The organism is Sporolactobacillus terrae (assembly GCF_019930545.1).
Taxonomy (GTDB): domain Bacteria; phylum Bacillota; class Bacilli; order Bacillales; family Sporolactobacillaceae; genus Sporolactobacillus; species Sporolactobacillus terrae.
Genome location: NZ_CP082837.1, coordinates 1489044 through 1511842, shown reverse-complemented (window position 1 = coordinate 1511842; position 22799 = coordinate 1489044). Strand labels below are relative to the sequence as shown.

The 22799-nt window shown below is 45.6% G+C and carries 22 protein-coding genes; 18 read left to right on the top strand and 4 right to left on the bottom strand.

Going from position 1 to position 22799, the window contains the following annotated elements; genetic code table 11:
- The first annotated feature begins 32 nt into the window (after positions 1 to 32).
- The 17 genes from K7399_RS07180 to K7399_RS07100 all read left to right on the top strand — a co-directional run bounded on the left by K7399_RS07180 (position 33) and on the right by K7399_RS07100 (position 15206).
- On the top strand, positions 33 to 494 hold the full coding sequence (locus tag K7399_RS07180; protein WP_028982543.1) for a hypothetical protein: 462 nt from the start codon (positions 33 to 35) through the stop codon (positions 492 to 494).
- Positions 495 to 693: 199 nt separating this feature from the next.
- Entirely contained in the window at positions 694 to 975 is a 282-nt protein-coding gene (gene yqfC, locus K7399_RS07175; RefSeq protein WP_010027274.1) for a sporulation protein YqfC, read from the top strand.
- A gap of 18 nt (positions 976 to 993) precedes the next feature.
- A complete protein-coding gene (gene yqfD, locus K7399_RS07170) occupies positions 994 to 2208 on the top strand; it encodes a sporulation protein YqfD (protein ID WP_128166769.1) in 1215 nt (404 codons plus the stop codon).
- Positions 2209 to 2443: 235 nt separating this feature from the next.
- Positions 2444 to 3343: a PhoH family protein gene (locus K7399_RS07165; RefSeq protein ID WP_051575068.1), complete on the top strand. Its 900-nt coding sequence runs from the start codon at positions 2444 to 2446 to the stop codon at positions 3341 to 3343.
- 88 nt (positions 3344 to 3431) lie between these two features.
- The gene (locus K7399_RS07160) at positions 3432 to 5582 is read left to right on the top strand and encodes an HD family phosphohydrolase (protein ID WP_028976776.1); all 2151 of its coding nucleotides are present in this window, start codon (positions 3432 to 3434) and stop codon (positions 5580 to 5582) included.
- Positions 5579 to 6058 carry an rRNA maturation RNase YbeY gene (gene ybeY, locus K7399_RS07155; RefSeq protein WP_028976777.1) on the top strand — a complete coding sequence of 160 codons (480 nt, stop codon included), beginning with the start codon at positions 5579 to 5581 and terminating at the stop codon, positions 6056 to 6058. Before K7399_RS07160 ends, ybeY begins: the two co-directional genes overlap by 4 nt.
- Before the next feature lie 3 nt (positions 6059 to 6061).
- Positions 6062 to 6436, top strand: a complete 375-nt coding sequence (locus tag K7399_RS07150) for a diacylglycerol kinase family protein (RefSeq protein ID WP_028976778.1) — start codon at positions 6062 to 6064, stop codon at positions 6434 to 6436.
- 18 nt (positions 6437 to 6454) lie between these two features.
- Positions 6455 to 6847 (top strand): cytidine deaminase, encoded by a 393-nt coding sequence (locus K7399_RS07145; protein WP_028976779.1) that lies wholly within the window; start codon positions 6455 to 6457, stop codon positions 6845 to 6847.
- Positions 6847 to 7752, top strand: a complete 906-nt coding sequence (era, locus tag K7399_RS07140) for a GTPase Era (protein ID WP_128166767.1) — start codon at positions 6847 to 6849, stop codon at positions 7750 to 7752. Before K7399_RS07145 ends, era begins: the two co-directional genes overlap by 1 nt.
- 96 nt (positions 7753 to 7848) lie before the next feature.
- Positions 7849 to 8001 carry a YqzL family protein gene (locus tag K7399_RS07135; RefSeq protein ID WP_414625721.1) on the top strand — a complete coding sequence of 51 codons (153 nt, stop codon included), beginning with the start codon at positions 7849 to 7851 and terminating at the stop codon, positions 7999 to 8001.
- A 31-nt stretch (positions 8002 to 8032) separates the two neighbouring features.
- Positions 8033 to 8788, top strand: coding sequence for a DNA repair protein RecO (recO, locus tag K7399_RS07130; RefSeq protein WP_028976781.1), 756 nt, complete (start codon positions 8033 to 8035; stop codon positions 8786 to 8788).
- 48 nt (positions 8789 to 8836) lie between these two features.
- Complete coding sequence (ccpN, locus tag K7399_RS07125) at positions 8837 to 9460, top strand: transcriptional regulator CcpN (RefSeq protein ID WP_028976782.1); 624 nt, start codon at positions 8837 to 8839, stop codon at positions 9458 to 9460.
- 169 nt (positions 9461 to 9629) lie between these two features.
- Positions 9630 to 10082 (top strand): YaiI/YqxD family protein, encoded by a 453-nt coding sequence (locus tag K7399_RS07120; RefSeq protein WP_128166765.1) that lies wholly within the window; start codon positions 9630 to 9632, stop codon positions 10080 to 10082.
- A gap of 26 nt (positions 10083 to 10108) precedes the next feature.
- Entirely contained in the window at positions 10109 to 11932 is a 1824-nt protein-coding gene (gene dnaG / locus K7399_RS07115; RefSeq protein WP_176557851.1) for a DNA primase, read from the top strand.
- Positions 11933 to 11953: 21 nt separating this feature from the next.
- Positions 11954 to 13060 (top strand): RNA polymerase sigma factor RpoD, encoded by a 1107-nt coding sequence (gene rpoD / locus K7399_RS07110; protein ID WP_028976785.1) that lies wholly within the window; start codon positions 11954 to 11956, stop codon positions 13058 to 13060.
- 287 nt (positions 13061 to 13347) lie between these two features.
- Positions 13348 to 14088 carry a tRNA (adenine(22)-N(1))-methyltransferase gene (locus K7399_RS07105; RefSeq protein WP_128166763.1) on the top strand — a complete coding sequence of 247 codons (741 nt, stop codon included), beginning with the start codon at positions 13348 to 13350 and terminating at the stop codon, positions 14086 to 14088.
- Complete coding sequence (locus K7399_RS07100; protein WP_028976787.1) at positions 14082 to 15206, top strand: Nif3-like dinuclear metal center hexameric protein; 1125 nt, start codon at positions 14082 to 14084, stop codon at positions 15204 to 15206. The genes K7399_RS07105 and K7399_RS07100 overlap by 7 nt, the downstream gene beginning before the upstream one ends.
- Before the next feature lie 282 nt (positions 15207 to 15488).
- On the opposite strand, the gene aroB is transcribed toward K7399_RS07100, so the two are convergent.
- The 4 genes from aroB to K7399_RS07080 all read right to left on the bottom strand — a co-directional run bounded on the left by aroB (position 15489) and on the right by K7399_RS07080 (position 21555).
- A complete protein-coding gene (aroB, locus tag K7399_RS07095) occupies positions 15489 to 16571 on the bottom strand; it encodes a 3-dehydroquinate synthase (protein ID WP_028983882.1) in 1083 nt (360 codons plus the stop codon).
- 2 nt (positions 16572 to 16573) lie between these two features.
- Positions 16574 to 17575 (bottom strand): 3-deoxy-7-phosphoheptulonate synthase, encoded by a 1002-nt coding sequence (aroF, locus tag K7399_RS07090; RefSeq protein WP_128166761.1) that lies wholly within the window; start codon positions 17573 to 17575, stop codon positions 16574 to 16576.
- Positions 17576 to 17631: 56 nt separating this feature from the next.
- Positions 17632 to 19650, bottom strand: a complete 2019-nt coding sequence (gene tkt, locus K7399_RS07085; protein ID WP_128167327.1) for a transketolase — start codon at positions 19648 to 19650, stop codon at positions 17632 to 17634.
- 492 nt (positions 19651 to 20142) lie between these two features.
- Positions 20143 to 21555: an ISLre2 family transposase gene (locus K7399_RS07080; RefSeq protein WP_223362565.1), complete on the bottom strand. Its 1413-nt coding sequence runs from the start codon at positions 21553 to 21555 to the stop codon at positions 20143 to 20145.
- Between the two features lie 314 nt (positions 21556 to 21869).
- Between K7399_RS07080 and aroD the strand changes: the two genes are divergently transcribed.
- The gene (aroD, locus tag K7399_RS07075; RefSeq protein ID WP_028977255.1) at positions 21870 to 22655 is read left to right on the top strand and encodes a type I 3-dehydroquinate dehydratase; all 786 of its coding nucleotides are present in this window, start codon (positions 21870 to 21872) and stop codon (positions 22653 to 22655) included.
- Positions 22656 to 22799: the final 144 nt, after the last annotated feature.

The window sequence follows — 22799 nt, the reverse complement described above, 5'->3', positions numbered from 1 at the left end:
GTTGTGAAGCGATTCAGTAAGGAGGTTGCCCTATGTTTTTTATCTGGGTCATCGGCGTCGTCATCTATTTGATTTTCACTGTAGCTCGATCAGTAGAAAAGCAAAATGCAAAGGAACGTAAGATCAGGCAAGAACGCGGAAGGCGCCCGCACCCACAGGTTTCGATGCAGCGGTCGATGCGGCAAGCTGCCAAAATAGGCTCCAATCAGAAACAGAGTACTGAACCGGTCACCGAACAGGCATCTTCTGAACCAGTGACCGAAAATGAATGGGTAAAAAGATATCAACAGATGAAAGAACGGTTTAATGAGTCCATTCCTGCTCCTTCAGAAACACCTTCTGTACAGGCCAAAGTTCCCCGATCCATCAGTACGGATAACACCTGGATGAGCGATCGGCAGAAGCTTCGCCAAGCCTTCATTTTTTCTGAAATAATCGGGAAACCGCGCTCTGCCCAGCCTCATCGTTATTTTGAAAACAAAAAAATTCGCTGACCATATTCTTTGAGGGTGTCTCAAAAGTCTCTTTACGACAATGAGACCCTTTTTTTTATGAACACAGAAATAGATGTTTGGTTGGGCTATCAAAAGGATGCGTTGTATAACAAGCAGCCGATTTTCATGAGGATTTATTTGAAACCGGTGCTATCAGCAGCTCTTCATTCATAAGCATGTAATGAGGTGGAGGGAGATTATGAGAAAATGGAGCGCTCATTTAAAAAAGTGGTTTGCCGAAGTATCCGACATTCCTGAAGATGTGATGCTGGGTGTTCCCCGATTAACACTAATCGGCCAGTTTCGACTCTCCATTGAAAACTATCAAAGCGTTCTCTCATTCTCGAAAACTGAGTTGAAACTTGCTTTAAATGAGGGCGAACTCCATATAACAGGCAATGATTTTGTTCTCGAAACGATTCTTGAGAAGGAAATTGTTCTCCAGGGACGCGTAACGGGTGTCCGATTTGAGAATGAATGATGAAGGGAGGCTGTTTGGTTGAGGCATCTATTGCATCGTACAGAAGGCTATTTAAGAGCGGAGATCATTGGCGCGGAGCCGGAACGGTTCATTCGAATCGGATTGCGTGAACAAATACGTATTTGGAATATTATGCGCACAAATGAGACAACCCTGACGTGCTCCATTGCACTCACTGATTCGAATGCATTAAGAATGCTGCTGAAAGAGTCAAAATGTCGCATTCATATTCTAGAAAAAAACGGGCTTCCCTTTTATTTGAGAAAATTAAAATTGCGGCTGGGAATTACGGCCGGGCTGCTTTTTTTTATGATGCTTCTCCTCATGCTTTCCAACATGGTCTGGTCGGTTCGAATTGATGGTGCCGATCCGAAATTAGCGGATCAAATTCGCAACATTTTAAGGCAGAATCATTTATACGAAGGTTCGCTCGATCTATTTGTTCCGGATACAAGCCAGCTTGAAAATGCGCTGTCAACAAAATTAACCAAGGTCACATGGATTGGCGTCTCAAGAAAAGGAACCACTTATCGGATTAATGTCGTTGAAAAAAAGTATCCCAAACCTAAAGAGGTGAGCGGACCGAGAAATTTAGTTGCCGCGAAACAAGCGGTTGTCCAGCGCCTATACGTTGAAAACGGACAACCTTTAGTGGAAAGTGACCAGTTCGTCAAAGCCGGACAGGTATTGGTCAGCGGGAAAATAGGCAGTGACGAGTCATTCAAATTCGTTTCATCAAGAGGCAAAGTGATTGGCGAGACTTGGTATCGCTCAGAAATGCAAATCCCAATGACGAATCACTACACGCTTTATACGGGAAAGGACTATAATCGTTATCAGCTGAAAATGTGGCACATGACTGTTTCATTATGGGGCTTTAAAAAGCAGCCGTTCAAAGCATATGATTTGGAAACGGTTCGCAAACCAATCCGTTTTTTGATTTGGCGTACACCTTTTGTTTTGATCAAACAGCAGTACAGACAAACAAAACAAGTGACGCGACAGTTGACCGTTGCACAAGCGACCCGTGACGCAATTGAATCGTCGGAGAAGAAACTGTTGGATCAGTTGCCTGAGGATGCTAAAATTCTTAATGCTGTTATTGATTATAAAAAAATTGTGAGAGGGCAGTTGTACTTGCGCACGCATCAAGTTGTTCATGAGAATATTGCTGTCCCAAAAGCAATCAATATCGAAAAGGAAAAAAAGAAGATGAAGAAAAAGCCGCAATAAAACTGCTGCAATGCCGTGCATGTACTTCCTTGCTTACAGTCGCTGCATCACAACGCTTAAATTGCGCCTGCAGGTGTTTTAAAAAGCAAGGAATAAAATCAAAATTGGAATCTCAACAACAACATATGGTAGAATAATGGAAACGCAACCGATTTTCAAGGAGGACACATAGAGCTTGCCAGAACGCCATTTATATAAAATTACATTAGAATTTGAAAATGGGAATGAAGCGCTGATGCTTTTCGGACCGGGTGATGCGCATCTGAAGATCATTGAGCAGTCCCTAGGTTTGTCTATTGTGACCCGGGGCGGCTCCGTTAACGTCTCAACGGAAAACGAGGGTGATGCGCGAAAAGTCGAGCAGGTCCTTAATGCACTCCTTCGTTTAATAAGAAAGGGTATCTCTATTTCCGAACGGGATGCTGTCTATGCCTTGAAGATGGCGGACAATGGGCAGCTCGATGCCTTCAGCAGCCTCTACGGCGATGAAATCGCGACAAACAGCAAGGGCAAGCCCATCCGTGTCAAGACCATGGGGCAGAAGCGCTACGTTCAAGCAATTCGCAAACATGACATGGTGTTTGCGATTGGACCTGCCGGGACCGGCAAAACTTATCTGGCTGTTGTTATGGCTGTTACAGCGATGAAGGCAGGTCAGATTAAGCGGTTGATCTTAACGCGTCCGGCAGTCGAGGCGGGTGAAAGTCTTGGTTTTCTACCGGGCGATTTAAAGGAAAAAGTCGATCCCTACTTGCGTCCGCTTTATGACGCTTTGAACGACGTGCTTGGAGCGGAACATACGCTTCGTCTCATTGAGCGGGGAACGATCGAAATCGCTCCGCTTGCTTATATGCGGGGACGGACCTTGGAGGACGCCTATGTAATCTTAGACGAAGCGCAGAATACAACGCAGGAACAGATGAAAATGTTCTTAACGCGTTTGGGCTTTGGTTCAAAAATGATTATTACCGGTGATGTCACGCAGGTCGACCTTCCGAAGGGCAAAAAGTCCGGACTTAAAACAGCAAAGGAGCTTCTGGAACATGTGGCCGGTATTTCCTTTGTTAATTTGGATCGTACCGATGTCGTGCGTCACCCGCTTGTTCAGAAGATTATCGAAGCCTATGGGGACTGATCATCAGTTTTACTACTTTTAGAGAGATCAGGCAGGCGTTTCGGCGAGAAACGAACCCGAAATGGAGACAAGCTGCGGGGGCATAGCCATGACACTATCCATTCCATTCAAACAAAAGATAAAAAAATTTGCATTGACCTATTTAACGGACTGGGGCATTGTTTTGATTGTCGGTCTTATTTTGTACGGACTGATGATTGGCAGTGTTCTGCCCAAAAATACAAATGTGAAGCTTCACGAAATCGCTACAGTTGATTTGCAATCGCCGATTGACACAGTCGATACCGAAGCGACTCAGGCCAAGAAGCAGGAAGCGATCGGATCAACACCGTCTGCTTACGCTTATAATAAAAATCTTGGCATGATTCAGGTTGAAAAAGTCGGCGACCTTTTTGATACCATATCCGCTGTGAAAAAAGAAAATAAGATTAGTTCCGATTCTGCGCAGCAGGATGTAGATACAGCCATTGCAAGTGTCAAGACCCGCTTGGCAGACTCTTCCGACGCACATCTTTCCAATACGACGCTTATTTCATTGATCACCGCTTCCGGTAATGATCTGCAAATAGCTGAGGATATTGCGAGCACAAGCATCTATGAGGCGATGAATGACAAAGTCGGCTGGAATGATTTGGAGCGTGTCCAGAATAAAGCAGCTGCCTCGCTTCCATCATCTGTGCTTAATGATGAGATCAGACGTGCCTTAAATGAAATTTTGGATGCTTATATTACGGCTAATTACTCGTTTGACGCGAATGCAACCAAGCAAAATAAACAAGAAGCAGCACGCAATGTGGATAACGTCGTGATTCATCAAGGCGAAGTTCTTGTAAAAAAAGGAGAACTGGTTACCAATGATATGATTCGACAGTTAAAATTAGTCGGATTAATTGACGACCACTTTAATATTATTCCATTTGTTGGTCTGCTATTGTTTACCGGCTTCATTACGTTTGCGTTTTGGTTTGAATACAAGCGTTTTAAAGAGAAACATCCGACTTATTCCGTTAAATTCATTTATATTTATGCCATAATCTTCTCAGGTGCTGCAGCCATTTTGAAGTTATGCAGTTATCTTCGATTGACTGAGCTTTCGGGCATTGGTTTTCTGATTCCGCTGGCGATGGCCACACTTATGATTCGCATTTTGCTTAGCGAAAGGATTGCGATTGTATCCGGAATCCTGCTTGCTATTGTGGGCAGCGTCATTTTCGGGATTAGTACAAAAGCGGCTATTTTTGATGCGCCAATGGGTATCTATTTGTTTTTCTCTTCGCTTACCGGGGCTTTAGTCCTCAAAAAAAGACAGGCACGTCCGAAAATGATTCGAAACGGTGGGCTAATTGCTCTCGTAAACGTGCTTGTTGTCTTGGCGCTGCTGATGTTTCAAAACACACCGTTTACTCCAGTCGGTACCGGACTTAGTCTCGGGTTTGCCGCATTGTCGGGGTTCCTTTCTGTAATATTAACCAATGGTCTGATGCCGCTGTTTGAAACAGGTTTCGGCATTTTATCACCAATCCGGCTGATTGAATTATCTAATCCCAATCATCCGCTGTTACGCAAAATTCTGATTGAAGCTCCAGGCACCTACCACCATAGTGTCATGGTGGCTAATCTTGCCGAACGCGCCTGTGAGGTCATCGGTGCAAACGGATTGCTTGCTCGGGTCGCTGCATACTATCATGATGTAGGGAAAACGAAGCGTCCGAAGTTTTTTGTAGAGAATCAAATGAGCGGTGTAAACCCGCATGATAAAATCTCTCCCCAGCTAAGCCGAACGATTATTGTTTCGCACCCGTATGACGGAGCCGACATTCTTCGTCAATATCGGATGCCGAAAGAAATTATTGATATTGCGGAGCAGCACCATGGAACGACGCTGCTTAAATACTTTTATGTTAAAGCGCAGGAGCTTAGCGAAACACCGATTGACGAAAGTGAATTCCGTTATCCAGGACCAAAAGTACAAAGCAAAGAAGCGGCGGTTGTGGAACTGGCTGACAGTATTGAAGCTGCGGTTCGCGCCATGAAAAAACCGAATCCCGTTAAAGTGAATAACCTCGTCAAGAGTATTTTTAACGCGCGCTTGAGCGATGGTCAGTTTGATGAATGCTCGATCACACTGAAAGAATTAAAAAGCGTGGAGAAATCGATTGATGAAACACTTCGCGGTGTTTATCATTCACGTATAGAATATCCAAAAGACCTCAAGATGAAAAAGGTGAATCCTAAATGACAATGACAATTGATATGCATGACGAAACTGGCGAAATTAACGAATCGATTCAGAAAAGCGTCATCAAACTGGTTGACTTTGCAGCAGATCAACAGCTGCATCTGGAAGGAGAAATTGAATGTTCCATCACTTTTGTGGATAATGAGCGGATCCAAGTGATTAACCGCGACTACCGCGGAATTGATCGACCGACCGACGTGATTTCCTTTGCGCTTGAAGAAATGGAGGAAGGCGAAGTGCCGATTCTTCCTGAAGCAGGGGAACCGCGTGTGCTTGGCGATATTATTATCTCGGTTGAACGTACGCATGAGCAGGCTGCCGAATACAACCACTCATTTGAGCGTGAGCTCGGGTTTTTGGTCATTCATGGGTTGTTGCATCTGCTTGGCTATGATCACCAGACTAAGGAACAAGAACAGGAAATGTTCGCTCTTCAGGAAAAGATTCTTTCCTCGTTCGGGCTTAGCAGGGACTAACCGATGAATGGCCGTCATTTAAGGGTACATAAGCGTCTTTTTGAAAGTTTTAAGGATGCAATCAGCGGTTTTCTGCTTGCGCTTGCGCAGGAACGGAACCTAAAGATTCAGCTGGCTGCAGCGGTACTCGTCCTCTGTTTTTCATGGTCCATTCGTGTTTCGCTCATTTATCTTGTTATTATTTTCGTGTTAATTGGCGGCGTGATCAGTTTGGAGTTAATCAATACAGCCGTTGAACGTCTGGTCGATTTAGTAACCAAAGAAAACCATCCGATAGCTAAAGCAGCAAAAGATACTGCAGCGGCCGCCGTCTGGTGGTTTTCAGTAATGGCTGCCGTTATTTTTATTGTCATTGTATGTGCAACACTGTTTCATTGAAAGGGAGGGAGCGTTACGATGAATGATCAAAAATTGATTGAATGCGCGCAGCAAGCGATGAAGATGGCCTACGTACCCTATTCCCATTTTCAAGTAGGTGCCGCCCTGCTTACGAAATCGGGAAAGGTTTTCACAGGTTGTAACATAGAAAATGCGGCCTATTCGGTTTGCAATTGTGCCGAACGGACGGCTTTATTTAAAGCCTTCTCCGAAGGGGAGCATGATTATGAAGCAATAGCGGTTATTGCGGACAGCAGACGTCCTGTGCCTCCTTGCGGTGCATGCAGACAGGTTCTGAGTGAGCTCTGTCCAAGTAATATGCGTGTTATTCTTGCAAATAGGAAGGGAATTACTGAAGTGACCACGGTGGCAAAACTGCTGCCTGGGGCGTTTGAATCGGAGGATATGTAATGACAAAATCTTTTAAATCTGGTTTTGCTGCCATTGTTGGTCGACCAAATGTGGGAAAATCAACGTTGCTTAACCGAGTACTTGGTCAAAAAATCGCCATCATGAGCGACAAGGCACAGACAACGCGAAATAAAATTCATGGAATTTATACCACTGATTCAGAACAAGTGGTTTTTATCGATACACCGGGGATACATAAGCCGAAGCATAAACTGGGTCAAGTAATGACATCGCTCGCCTTAGCGACGCTCAACGAAGTTGATCTTGTTCTTTTTCTGATTGATGCGGAGCAAGGCTATGGACGCGGCGACCAATTTATCATCGACTTTTTGAAAAAGACGGCAGTACCTGTTTTTTTAATCGTGAATAAGATCGATAAAGTTCATCCTAATGATTTGTTGCCGCTGATTGACCGTTATCGCAGTCTCTATTCATTTAAAGAGATCATTCCGATTTCAGCACTCCAAGGACAGAACGTAACGGCACTGATGGACCAGATTGGCTGCGTGCTTCCGGAGGGACCGAAATATTATCCAGAAGACCAAATTACCGATCATCCGGAACGTTTTGTTGTGGCGGAACTCATCCGAGAGAAAATACTGCATCTGACTCGAGATGAGGTCCCTCATGCGATTGCTGTAATTATTGATAAGATGAAAGTAGATGAAGAGCGTCAATTGACTGAAATTCAGGCAACCATTATGGTTGAACGCAGCTCACAAAAGGGGATTATTATCGGCAGATCAGGAAGTATGTTGAAGAAGATCGGAACGCTTGCCCGAAAGGAAATTGAGGCATTGATTGGCTCGCGCGTCTTTCTTGAACTTTGGGTTAAGGTCGACAAGAACTGGCGTGATAAGGAAGAAGAACTAAAGAATTTTGGTTATACCATTCAGGACGATTAAATCGTCTGCTTGTTGAGAAAACAAATTGACAATCATTTCTTCACATGTTTCTTCATTTTTCGCAGACTCTATAGACGAGGAGAATGAATGGGAAGGATGAGAAATATGTTGGATCTCACTTGGAAGCTCTTTATGTTAACGGGCAACATTGGCCCCTACCTTTTGCTGAAAGAAATTGAAGACAAAGAAGAGGAACAAAATCAGCAGAACAGCGAGATGATTGAACTAAAAGAACACACCGGTGCGTGATCGGCAGTGATTCGAAAGGCGGGTGATCGTGATGATGGTGAAAGCAGAAGGCATTATCATTCGGACAACCGACTATGGAGAAACAAATAAAATTGTGACTTTGTATACGAAGGAATTCGGCAAAATTGGGCTAATGGCGAGAGGAGCCAAAAAACCAAAAAGCGAACTATCCGCGATCAGCCATGTATTGTTTTACGGCCTCTGTCTGTTTCGTAAAGGCAGAGGCCTTGGTGTGTTGTACCAGGCAGAAAGCTTGAATCCATTCCGAAGAATCATTGAAAACATTGAAATTACTGGATATGCTGCTTTAATTGTTGAATTGACCGATCGATTGACTGAAGACGGTCTTCCGTCTCAAGCGATTTACCGTTTGCTTAAAGATACGCTGCTGCTTATGGAAAAAGGAAAGGATCCTGCGATCATGTCGGCTATTTTTGCAATGAAAATGCTGCCGCAAGCAGGCATTGATCCTGAATTAACGCATTGTGTTCGATGCGGAAAACAGAAAAGCAGATACCGCTTTTCGATTGTCGAAGGCGGTTTTTTGTGCGACGAATGTGCCCTGTTTGATCGATATGCGATTGAAATGGGCGGTGCGGTGCAGAAACTGTTGCCCATTATGCGGCATGTACCGCTCGAACGGCTGGGAAAAGTATCTTTAAAAGCAAAAACTATTGGAATGATTGAAACAATAATATATGCTTATTATGAGCAGAATGCGGGCATCAAACTGCGTTCAAGAAAATTTATCGAGCAATTGTCCAAATTCCGAACACGCGATCCGTGAGTCGTAATTCGGACAAAGGTTCGAAGAGCTTTGTTGGGGGGAAACGATTTGGAGCTGAATGAACGCCAGCATAAAATTATTGAAATCGTTAGAGAACAAGCGCCGATTACCGGAGAACAAATCGCCGAACACTTAAATGTAACCCGTGCGACACTGCGGCCGGATCTATCCATTTTGACCATGTCCGGGTTTCTAGAAGCACGTCCAAGAGTGGGGTATTTCTACACTGGACAAACCTCAGAAACACTTCTGAATGAAGAAATCAGAAAACTGACCGTGGGTGACTTTCAATCAGTGCCCATTGTGATCTCAGAGGCAGCGTCCGCTTATCAAGCGGTTTGCGAAATGTTTGTTGAAGATGTCGGCTCATTATTCGTCATTGATGAGAAGGGATTGCTTGCCGGGGTCTTATCGCGTAAGGATCTTTTGCGCACGGCAATCGGGTCACAGGATATGAATCAGGTACCAGTCAGTGTGATTATGTCGCGCATGCCTAACATCGCTTATTGCAGACAAAATGATACCGTTGTTGATGTTGCAGATTTGTTGATCACTAAAGAAGTCGATTCGGTTCCGGTCGTTCATACAAAAGGACAGGGTTTTGAGGTTGTTGGGCGAATGACGAAGACAAACATAACGAAAGCATTCGTTTCCCTAGGCAAACGAAAATAATCAGCCATTATGGGCAAACAAAATCATTAATACTGTCTTAATTTGCAAAATTAGTTTATAATAAGTGTTTGTGTTCACTGCATCATTCGACAAAAAATGACAATATTAAAATAATAAAAACATAAATTTACATGCAGGATTTTTTATGGGGAGTAGAGAACCCTTAACTATGAAGAGAAAAAATACCTTATTTGTCGATGCAGATGCTTGCCCTGTGAAAGAGGAAATCCTGGCGATTGCGCGATCTTATGATTTTGAACCGGTTTTTGTCGCCTCCTATGCGAGCTATTCAGCGGATCGTGAAGGAAAATGGGTGTTTGTCGACCAGCGAAAGGAAGCGGCAGATCTGTACATTGTCAATCACACGCATCCCTGCGACATTGTCGTCACTCAAGATATTGGACTGGCAGGGCTGCTCACAAATCGTCATGTTTACGTCTTGACGATCCGCGGTCAGATTGTCAGTGAACAGAATGTCGATATGCTGCTTAGTCGTCGTTATCAAGCCTATCGTGCCTTAAATGCTGGTGAACGCATCAAAGGTCCGAAGCCGTTTACACGTCAGCATCGGAAAAACTTTTCTGATGCTTTGATAAATTTGTTATGCCGGTTCGATCATTAGGATATAAATAAGTAAGAATACTGGTGGTGCATGGCTATTTGCAACTTCAGGATCAAGTTATCGAAGAAATAAGGAAGTCCCTGGATATTGTTGATGTAATCGGCAACTATGTGCAATTAAAAAAGCAGGGCAAAAATTATATCGGTTTGTGTCCATTTCATTCGGAACGTACGCCGTCATTTTCAGTATCCCCGGATAAGCAGTTGTATCACTGTTTTGGCTGTGGTGCAGGCGGCAATTTATTTACGTTCATGATGGAGATCGAAGGCATGACTTTCACGGAAGCCGCTCAATCTCTGGCAGATCGTGCACATATTGATTTAGGGCCTTCTGTGTCCAAAAAGAATGCGTTCCGCAATCCCAACGATCAGAAGAAAAAGCAAACCATTGAGGGATTGGAATTATTAACAAAATTTTATCATTATTTGCTGACAACTGCAAAATATGGTGCGCCCGGTATGCGCTATCTTGAAGAACGGGAATTTAATCAAGAAATGATTGAACGTTTCCGAATCGGGTACGCTGTTGATCGTTGGGATACGGTCACACATTTGCTGCAAAAAAGAAACATGAATCTGCAGTATATGGCAGACGCGGGGATCATTGCACAGCGCGGTTTTGACAATAAGTATTTTGATCGGTTTAGAAACCGAATCATTTTTCCTATCTTTAATATGCGCGGTCAACCGGTTGCCTTTGGTGGGCGAACGTTAGGCGATGCCAAGCCGAAGTATTTGAACTCGCCGGAGTCGGATGTTTTTCATAAAGGCAGCATCCTCTATGGGTTTCATTTGGCACGACCGGAAATTCGCAAAAGGAGTCAGGCCGTGCTGCTTGAAGGTTATGTTGATGTGGTGCGTGCGCATCAAGCGGGAGTAACCTGCAGCGTTGCTTCAATGGGGACCTCGCTGACGGAGGCACAAGCTGCCGCATTAAAGCGGATCGCCGATACAATTATTATTTGTTATGACTCCGATACGGCTGGAATTGAAGCGAGTTTCAGGGCAGCTGAAATGCTTCAAGGAGACGGTAAGGTCATCAAGATTGCAAAAATGCCGGAAGGACTCGACCCCGATGACTACATTCGCAAGTTTGGCGGTGAACGATTTAAGAGTGATGTAATAGGGGCTAGTCAAACATTGATGACATTCAAGATGAATTATCTCCGGAGAAAAAGGAATCTGAGTGATGAAGGAGATCGGCTCCTCTACATTGAAGATGTATTGAGAGAACTGACTGCCCAAAGGCGAGCAGTTGAACGGGATCACTACCTTAGATTACTTTCGGAGGAATTTTCAATTTCCATGGACTCCTTGAGAAAGCAGCTGCAGCAAATGACGGTTAAGGTGCAAAGGCGTGACAAGAAAAGAATGCGTGTAGCACCACTTGTCTCAAGCAATCGCATTCCTCCTGCATACGAAATGGCAGAGCGACGACTGCTCGCAAGAATGATGAGAAGCAGAGAGGTTTCCGATCGCGTGAGAGACTCATTGGGCGGTTCGTTTACCAGTGAGATCCATCAGGCATTAGCCGCCTATCTTTATGCATACTATGAACAAGGAAATCCACCAGATGAAGGACTTTTTCTTCAGAAACTTGACGACCCGGCGTTGCAGCGCAAGGTCACGGAATTATCATTAATGCCGATGAGCGACCAGGTGGATGAGCAGGAAATTGGCGATTGCATCAATCAAGTCATCAAACACGCAAAAGCGTCGTTAATTGCGGAAAAGGAGCGCCAGCGAAAAGAAGCCGAGCAAGGCGGTAATTACGAGCAGGCTGCGCGGCTTTTGTCCGAAATAATCGACGCGAAGAAAAGGCTGAGTCAGGTTCAGACTGAGCATGATTAGTTATTAGAAGGAGGGGGTCAAATGGCTGGAAAAGTCAGCAAGACGGATCAGGAAGTAACGGTAGAACAAGAAAAAGAACATTTGCTCGAACTCGGGAAAAAACGGGGTTCGCTCACCTACCAGGAAATTTCAAACCGGCTTGCACCATTTGATCAGGAATCGGAACAGATGGATGAATTCTACGAAACGCTTGCCGATCAAGGCGTAAACGTTACGGATGAATCCGACAGACCTGATTCCGATGATAAACATAAAGAAGAGGAATTCGATCTTAACGATCTGAGCGTTCCTCCAGGTGTCAAAATTAACGATCCTGTTCGCATGTATCTTAAAGAAATCGGACGAGTAGATCTCTTGTCGGCAGACGAGGAAATCTCACTGGCGAAACGCATTAATGATGGTGATGAAAGTGCAAAGCGGAGACTCGCTGAAGCAAACCTCCGACTTGTCGTAAGTATTGCAAAACGTTATGTCGGACGCGGCATGTTGTTCCTTGATTTAATACAAGAAGGAAATATGGGTCTTATGAAGGCCGTTGAAAAATTTGACTATACCAAAGGGTTTAAGTTCAGTACGTATGCAACTTGGTGGATTCGTCAGGCAATTACCCGAGCAATCGCCGATCAGGCACGTACAATTCGTATCCCGGTTCACATGGTCGAAACCATCAACAAACTGATTCGTGTGCAGCGTCAGCAGCTTCAAGACCTTGGTCGCGAACCGACACCGGAAGAAATTGGTAAAGAGATGGAACTGCCGCCGGAAAAAGTACGGGAAATCTTGAAAATTGCGCAAGAGCCTGTTTCTCTTGAAACACCGATTGGTGAAGAAGATGATTCGCATCTTGGTGACTTTATTGAAGATCAGGATGCAAAAGCACCTTCTGATGCAGCAGCTTATGAATTATTAAAGGAACAGCTTGAAGATGTGCTTGATACACTAACGGATCGCGAAGAGAACGTTCTGCGTTTGCGTTTCGGTCTTGATGACGGGAGAACGCGGACATTGGAAGAAGTCGGCAAAGTATTTGGTGTGACACGCGAACGTATCCGCCAAATTGAAGCGAAAGCATTGCGGAAACTTCGTCATCCAAGCAGAAGCAAACAACTAAAAGATTTTCTCGACTAAGCCTTTCACGGCCGCTCCCAATGGGGAGCTTTTTTTTTACATGAAGCCTCTGTGTTTCGGCTAGTGTTCGATTACTGTTTATTTTAATTAGATTGTTTGCCGGATGCAAATCGAAACATGGACAAAAAAGTAAGGTCAAGGAGGAGAATACACCTTATTCCTCTATTCTAATCGATGTTGTAAACGTTATCAATTGTTATTTTGAAAATTTAACTGTTTTGGGATTTTGATGCGTTTGTGATACCATAACAGTGGCAAATCGAAAGTTTGAACGAAGGATTGTGAGCATGGAAAAAATACATTTATCTCCTCGATTGGATTGTGTTCTTCATTTTGTTCCTAAAGTTGAATGCTTGGCGGACATTGGTTCGGACCATGCCCATCTGCCTTGCCGGGCGGTACAAATCGGCAGAGCTGATTCAGCGATAGCGGGAGAGGTTCGGCCAGGTCCGTTGTATCAATCGACGTTAAATGTCACAAAACAAGGCCTTCGAGACCGAATTGATGTGAGACTTGGCGACGGACTGGATGTACTCCGGGAGCAAGGAGAAGCGAGTGCAATCGTCATTGCCGGTATGGGCGGCGAATTGATTGCCGATATATTAGAACGCGGCAAGAACAAAATTGGTAAGAAAACGGTACTTATCTTGCAACCGAATAGTCGCGAACCACGTGTCAGGCGCTGGCTGGTTTATAATGGCTGGACGATTTCTGATGAAGCAATTGTCAATGAAGGGCATCATGTCTATGAAGTGATTCAGGCGAGTCAAGGCAGCAAACCGAGACTATTATCAGAGCCGGAACTGATGATGGGTCCGGTGCTCTCATCAAAACAAGATCCATTATTCATCAAAAAATGGAAAAACAGGGAACGCAGACTTAGCAGCATCCTGACGGCACTTCGGAATACAGGGCAATCCGAAGAGGTACTGAAAAAAATAGAAGCAAATCAAAAAGAACTGCAATGGATTCGTTCCTATTTCGAAAACAAAGGAGCGCAGGAAGAAAGGAAGCGAACGGCTTGGTAAATTGGATTTCAGGCGAACATTTAATTCAACGGTTTGAAGAATGGGCACCGAAAAAACTGGCTTATGAAAAGGATAAAATTGGTCTTCTCGTCGGAACGTTGCATAAAGAAGTGAAACGCGTGATGGTTACCTTAGATGTGCTCGAAAATGTCGCCGATGAAGCAGCAGATAAGCAGGTTGATTTAATCATTGCTCACCATCCCCTGATCTTTCACCCGCTTAAAAACGTGCGCTCTGATCAAGGACAAGGGAAGATTGTTACAAAATGTATCAAACATGACATCGCTGTTTATGCTGCGCATACAAATCTTGATATCGCGGATGGCGGTGTCAATGACATGCTTGCCGCACAACTTGGGTTGAAGCATACGCAAATTTTGCAGCCCACCTATCATGAACCGCTGTATCAACTTGTCGTTTATGTACCGCAAAGTCATGCGGAGAACCTGCGCCATGTGATCGGAGATGCAGGAGCGGGTTCGATTGGAAACTACAGTCATTGCAGTTTCGCTGCTTCGGGAACCGGTTCTTTTCTCCCGCGTTCGGGTGCCCATCCTTATCTTGGTTCTGTAGGAAAGGTGGAACAAACGGATGAACAGCGAATTGAGGCCATTGTTCCCGACCATTTGTTGCGTAAAGTAGTCGCCCGAATGGTTAAAGCCCATCCCTATGAGGAACCTGTTTATCAGGTGATTCCGATTCAAAATGAGGGGAAAGCCTATGGCCTCGGCAGAATTGGAAAGCTTGCGGAAGCAATGCCTTTTGAACGCTATTGCCGTTCCGTCAAGGAGAAGCTCGGGATTGACGGACTGCGCGCGGTTGGAGCGGCAGATGCTATGATCCGCACTGTGGCGGTGTCTGGAGGCGATGGAAACCGTTTGATTCCCTATGCAAAGTACAGGGGAGCAGATGTGCTGATTAGCGGCGATATTTATTATCATACGGCGCATGATGCGTTATTGTGCGGACTTCATGTCATTGATGCAGGTCATTATATCGAGCGCGTGATGAAGAACGGCGTGCGGCAATACTTAAGCCGTGTGATTGAGGAAGAGCATTTTGACACAGAAGTGCTGATTTCAGAGTCGGTAACCAATCCATTTCGATTTATTGTTTAATTAGGAAAGTTCCTTCATGCATGTATGATGGGTTCGTGTCTTTTCGGTGCTGAATTGTCGCTTCGGTTACTCGCATGCCGCTGGCGCCAGAGCACCTCCACTTTGGATTCTCGATCAAGACACTCGTCTATTGGTTTGAAGTCGGGGTGAAATCATAAACTTTCTTTACCGGTAATAAACCCTCTCAGATAAAGAAATGAGAGGGCTTATTGCAGAACGGGGGGCTCGATCGATCAAAGCGGTACCGATGCAAACATCACCCGTCTATTGTGCCGATCCGGATCATTCACTTTTTAGCGACTTTTTTCCTGTGAAGAAGAATTCAGCTTGACTGATCGGGATTGAGTGCATGGCAGGTTGACCCGGTGCTTTTAGGTAAACGAGAGTTAGCCGTCCGCCATGATTTTTCTTATCATTAATGATTTGACGGTAAAAGTCAGCAGTGTTCATCAGCGTTGACTTTAGCGGGAGTCCCGTTTGTTGAAGCCGCTGAACCAAACCATCTAAAGTGCCGTGTTTTGTCAAACCGTAATCCTTGAAGCACTGGGTTATTTGAACCATTCCAATGCTGATTGCTTCACCGTGCGCTAACGCTCCATTGGAAAGCAGTTCAATTGCATGGCCGATGGTGTGCCCAAAGTTCAGGACCTGCCTGAGTCCAGCTTCTTTTTCGTCCTTGCAGACGATCTTTGTTTTATAGGCAATGCTTTGATGGATGAGCGGTTCCGCCTGTGTGACAATGTCTTGCGGATGGTGCACTTCACCCGTCATCTGCCAAAATGTTTCACCTTCTAATGCGGACATTTTGACAATCTCGGCATAACCTTCACATAGAAAACGCTGCGGCAGTGTTTGCAGCGTATCCGGGTCAATGAAAACGGCGTCCGGCTGGTGAAAGGTTCCAACAATGTTCTTCGCAGTATCTAAGTTAATCGCTGTTTTTCCGCCAACGCTGCTGTCTACTTGTGCTAACAGCGAGGTAGGGACTTGAATGTAAGCAATACCGCGCATATAGGTTGAGGCGATGAACCCGGCGAGATCACCGACAACGCCGCCCCCAAGTGCAAGTACACCGTCTGATCGTGTGAACTGATTGTTTGTCAGCGCTCGGTATAACCGCACAGCAGTTTTCCAACTTTTGGATGATTCTCCAGCGGGTACTTGAAAAGCAGCGGTGCGAAATCCGGCTGCCTCTAATTGCCGGATGATGCGTTCCTGATACAGGGGCGCAACATGGTGGTCGCTGACTACGGCTATTTTGCGCGGCGACCAGATCTCGGTGAGCAGAGAACCCAGTTGTTGGAGAATCCCGCGTTCTATGAAAATAGGGTACTTCTTATGCGGGAGTGTAGCAAAAAGTTTCACGTTCAATCCTCCCACGTTGCCATGCATTGACGAAGTGCGGCAACACGCTTCGTCATGGTCAGATACGTATCGGATTTGAGTGCTTGCGGGCCGTCGGACATTGCCTTTTCGGGATGATCATGAATTTCAACGATCATCCCGCTGGCGCCTGCCGCAGTACCTGCGTACGCAGCGGGCGCAACCAAATCCCAACAGCCAACAGCATGACTTGGATCAACAATGACCGGATAATGCGTCAGCTTTTGCAAAACGGGGACAGCTGCTACATCAAACGTATTTCTCGTGTACTGATGATCAAAAGTCCGAATGCCGCGTTCAATCAAAATAATGTTGGTATTACCTCCGCTTGCGATATACTCGGATGCATTCAGCAGATCATCAATGGAAGCGGCCATCCCGCGTTTCAGCGCAACGGGAATGCGGGTTTTTCCCACAGCTTTTAGCAAAGAAAAGTTTTGCATATTCCGTGCACCGATTTGCATTACATCCGTGTATTCTGCGACGAGTGGCACATGGGTTTCATCCATAACTTCAGTAATGACATCCATTCCATTTTCATCCGCAGCCTTGCGTAAGTAGCGCAAGCCTTCCTCACCGAGCCCTTGGAAGGAGTAGGGCGAAGTTCGTGGTTTAAATGCCCCGCCGCGCAGAATGGATGCGCCGCCTCGACGGGCTACCTCGGCCATACGTCGAATATGATCTTCCGACTCCACGGAACATGGGCCGGCCATAATTGTAAAGGTCTTGGTGCCAATTTCCGAATGCGGCAGCTGAATGACGCTGTCTTCAGGATGAAAACTGCGGCTTGCTTGAACAAAAGACGGCGTTTCCGCAATGATTTGATCAATGGCCTCGGCTTCTTGATCTGAAAAAGAGTAGTGGTCAAGTCCGACAACCGCCATGTGCAAACCGAAAATAAATACTTGCTTGTGCAACTGGTTGAATTTTGTTTGAAAAGCGTGCTGAGTTTCCGGTGTCACGGTTTGTTTAAACGTAATAATCATTTCATTTCCCTCACTTCATCTGATTTCAACGCTGTTTATCATGGATTGCTCCAGCATCAGATTGATGGAGCCGCAGCGTCGATAAGCTGCAAGTAGTGTTTGACAATCCCTTTTTTGGTAAATCCGTAATTATGCAGGAGTTCAGCAGCAGAACCGCTGGCTCCAAAGGTGTCTACACCAAGCCGGATGCCCTCTGTTCCTACATAGCGTTCCCAACCGAGCGTCGTTCCCAGTTCAATTGACAGTCGGCGATGGATACGGGACGGGAGCACCGATTCGCGGTAAGACTTACTTTGTTGCTCGAAACGATCGAAGCAAGGCAAGGAAACGACGGAAACGTCATGTCCTGACTGCTTCAAAAGCTGCTGAGCAGCAACGGCGAGCTGGACTTCCGAGCCGGTTGCAATTAAGATCCCTTCAGGCCTTGCACCTGTTTGTGGCGAAAGCACGTAGCCGCCGCGGCGCACCCCTTCACGCGCGCGTTCTGCCGAGAATCGTAAAACCGGCAGTTTCTGTCGAGACAGCACTAAGACTGTGGGTTGATGGTACGTCTCCATAGCCGCTTCCCAGGCGGCGACCGTCTCGTTTGCATCTGCAGGGCGAATCAGGGAAATTCCCGGCATTGCCCGCAAACTCATGAGGTGTTCGACCGGTTCATGAGTTGGTCCGTCTTCGCCAACAGCAATGGAATCATGCGTGAAGACATAGATTACCGGAAGCTTTTGCAAAGCAGCAAGCCGAATGGCGGCGCGCATGTAATCGGAGAAGACAAGAAAGGTTCCTCCGAATACTCGGCTGCCCCCGTGAAGCATGATACCGTTTAATAGAGCCCCTTCAGCGAATTCACGAACACCGAAAGCAATATTTCTGCCGTTTCGATTGGCAGCACTGAATAAATTGCTGTTTTCGATATCTGTTTTGTTTGAACTGGCCAAATCTGCCGAACCGCCCCATAGATAAGGAATTTTTGCTGCGAACATTTGGATCATTCGCTGACTCACTTCGCGGCCGGACGCCTCTATTCCAACGGCATAGCGTGGAAGGAACGTCTTCCAAGCGATGGGCAACGTGTTGCTGAGCGATTGTTTGAATGGTTTGGCTTGTTCGGGAAAATCGATCGACCATTGATCAATACGGCGGTTCCATTTGGCCTCAGCCTGTTTGCCGCGCCGCGCAATGCAATCCGCAAATCGATCATAGACCTCTTTGGGAATGAAGAATTCAGGAAAATGCCAATTGAGTCTGGTGCGCAAGGAAGCGATTCCGCCTGCACCAAGCGGCATACCATGAACTTGATTCGTTCCTTGTCCGGGCGCGCCAAATCCGATTATGGTGCGCACCTCGATCAAGGTTGGGCGCATGTTCTGCTCTTTTGCCCGACAAATTGCAGCATCGATTTCAGCCAAATCATTGCCATCTTCTACGCGTTCATAGTGCCAACCATAGCTTTTGAAGCGTTTCTGAACATCATCAGAATAAGCACGCTTTGTTGCACCGTCGAGCGAGACTTGATTCGAATCATACAGAACCGTCAATTTGTTCAGCTTCAAGTGCCCGGCAAGACTGGCCGCTTCGTGAGAGACACCTTCCATTAGATCGCCGTCTCCACACAGCGCGAAGGTGCGATGGTTGATCACATCCGTTTGCTTCGCATGATACATAGAAGAAAGGTGCGCTTCAGCCATTGCCATGCCCACCGCCATTGCTAAACCTTGCCCAAGCGGGCCGGTTGTTGCTTCGACGCCGCATGTCGTTCCGTATTCAGGATGTCCCGGCGTTTTGCTGTTCAACCTACGAAACTGTTTTAAATCATTGATCGTCAGATTAAATCCTGACAGGTGAAGCAGACTGTACAACAGGGATGATCCGTGCCCTGCCGACAAAACAAATCGATCGCGATCAAACCATTTTGAGTCCTCCGGGTTCAAATGCAAATGATTGCGCCACAAAACGTAAGCCATTGGAGCAGCCCCAAGCGCCAGTCCCGGGTGGCCTGAACCCGCTTGCTCAATGCACGCGCAGCTCAGCATTCGTACTGCATTTACACATAATTGATCGATGGGATCAATGTTCATCATTGCGTCACTCCTTCCTGTTTTTTACTGGATCTTGATAAATCTGATGAACGGAAAAAAGTCCCGCGGTTATCCGTAAACCGCGGGACTTTTCTCCGGATCATTTCACCGGATATAGGAAAAAGCCGCACAGTTTATTGACCTTATATCGGACAACATCGATGCGGCTTGTTTGTTATGATGCATGAAAAACAACTCTGGCCAGCACAGATGCAAACGGAAGTGTGTTTGCATCTGCAAGATTCGCGGATACAAACACTAACTAAACCAGCCAAAGTAATAGTATCGATTGAGTTGGAAACAACCTTTTTGTTTTATCATCATCATTTGAAAAACTCCTAAACCAGTTGGTGACAATTACAATAACAAGTTGCTATCTGAAAGTCAAGACAAATTCGAAAAAAGTATGTGTCAAGCTTTTCTCGGAACTCTTTATTGGGAAAGAGCTTCTTAATTCTAAATTTGTACACCTTAGGTATAAAATCATATTTTTTAGGCAAACGTAAGCACTTTGTTCAGTTTGCCTACTGCACTCGAAGAGGACGCGTTGGTTCCAATTCGACCGCGATGGGCACCAATAGACGGAACCGTAGGTTCCTTCAACAAGGATGCAATTCGTATCATTTTTTTTATGATTCGTTCGTCGCGTTTGGTCGGAATGAACGAAGAAAGATACGCCGCTTTTAACGTCCCGTTACGTATACCTTGAATAACCTTAACCATGCCTTCTTCCGACTCACCCCAGTGCATGCCACGCTTTTTCATGCGGAACGTCAAATGCCGTTGATTGGATTCCATAGCACCCAATCTCCCCGCATTTTCGGGAAGCGTTTCTTTCGCCATAATTTCTCGCCAGTCAAACAGACGATCCCAGTGTCCTATCAGATATTGCTTTACCTTTTCGACTTGCTTAATACGCTCATCCTCGTCTAAATTACTTTCATACGTATCCAGTAACAGGATGACCTCTGTACGGTCTTTTCTCTGAATCGCCTGTTGTATACGGGTGATCCATGCCTTATCACCGTGTAGTGAACGAATAAGGGATTGGGCAACATGAAACGCATCAAGTTGAACCCAAATACGTTTGTGTGACCCACAAAAAGCATCTTTAAAATGAGCTTCGTCATAGCCTACTCCTCCGTCACTATTAGCGACAACTTGTGTCTGCCATAAGCGATATCGCTTTTCGACTGCGGCTCCAACCTGTTCCCAAAAAGTATCCAGTCCCTTGCTGGTCATGACCGCGTAAGGCTCTTTCAGGAGCCGCCGTTTTCCATTCTTCACCCAACCCTCATATAAAATGAAATGCTTGATTTCAATATGTTGGCGCTTTTTCAATCCCCGGACAAAGGTTCCATCAGCCTCCGCAAAGAGAAAATTCGGCTGCCTTTTTCCATCTAATTCTCCATTCTCTGCTTGGATGACAAGCTCCTGATCCTGCTTTTCTTGAGCTTCGCCGACGGCTCGAACACAGCGCATGACGGTAGTGTGACTCATTTGAACCTGAGTCCACGTTGCTAAAGTCTTCACGACCTCCCGACAAGTCATACGGCTGGCTAAAGTTGCTGTTTCATACTCAACATTTGGCGAATACCGCATGTGCTTTCTCAACCTCAGAAGGTTATCCAACGGATAACAGGCATGACCCTCCGGGTTAATCATACGCGTATGATACAGCGTCACAGGTCCAAATAAAAATTGGAGAATACGTTGATCTTTATGGCTGTCTACTTTCCATCCCTCAGCTTGTTTCTCCCGAGTGATTGCTTGATCAAGCAAAGAAAATACCTGTTCAACACTGCGCCTCATAAATTGGTACATATAGGCGGTTGCCTCTTCCTCAAACGCCAAAAGGCTCGTTTGGTTCTTCCAAATTTCTAATAAATCTTTTATACTATCCATTGAGAGAAGGCCTCTATTCCTGATGTATTCACCTTGGTCGGTATACATTTAGAATAAGGAGCCTTCTCCTTTTCGTCCAGTCAAAATTAGACTAAAAAGAAATAAAGAAAGAACTGCATGCCATCGCATCCTCTTACGCCCACATCAAATTTATCCCCCGAGAAACATTTTACACATAGTCGAAAAAAATAAATCATCATCAGTTAAACCATTGCCCGATCACCATAGGTTACTGCAACAGACTTTTTACACGAATTGACAGCGTTCAGATTGCATGCTACGCTCTCGATAATAAACAGAAAAGAAGGAAAACGATGAGCACTGTTCTATTAAAAAATCTAATGATTGGCTCCGGGCGACAGAAAATCTGTGCTCCAATCACCGCCAAGACAGCAGAACAGGCGGTGAACGCGGCGAAACGAATCCTTGCGGGGCCGGTTGATTTTATTGAGTGGCGTATCGACTATATGAGAAACAGCTCTTGGACGGCGATCCTAGATACTGCAGATCAGCTTAATGCCGTTATGGGGCAAACACCGCTCCTCGCGACGTTCAGAAGTGTAAATGAAGGGGGAGAGCAATCGATCAGCGAAGCGGACTATTTCCATTTGTACGAAGCATTGGCAATGCAGAAACTGGCGGATGCATTTGACTTAGAATTATCTCGTTCGGACGATACGCGGACGCGTTTAGTGAAACGATTACATGAAATGGGAAGAACGGTTGTCTTTAGTGCCCACGATTTCTCATGTACGCCACCTGAATCTAAGATCATTTCGATTTTAAAGAAAATGGAAGCTGAACACGCGGATATTGCAAAAATTGCGGTGATGCCAAGCTCGCCAGCAGATGTGCTGCATCTGATGCATGCAACCTTAAAAGCGAATCAAGCCGTGACGGTTCCGATTGTCACCATGTCCATGGGAAGTCTAGGAAAGCTGTCGAGAATCAGCGGAGCGATTACCGGGTCTGCGGTTACGTTCGGAAGTGTTGACCACGCTTCTGCGCCAGGCCAGATTGAAGTGAACGTTTTGAAACAAATACTGAACGAAGTGGATGCTAATGAAGTGGATAGGGATCAATCAATACGCAGGTTCTAAGTCTCAGGAGCCGCTTGGCTGCTTTTCAAACAGAGCAAGACACTACGTCTTTATCATCGCGATCACAGAAATACGCAAAACGGCCTCGGGCGTCTATGTGTGTGCTGAGAAACAAATACGTTCATGCGGATTGTCTTCTATGAA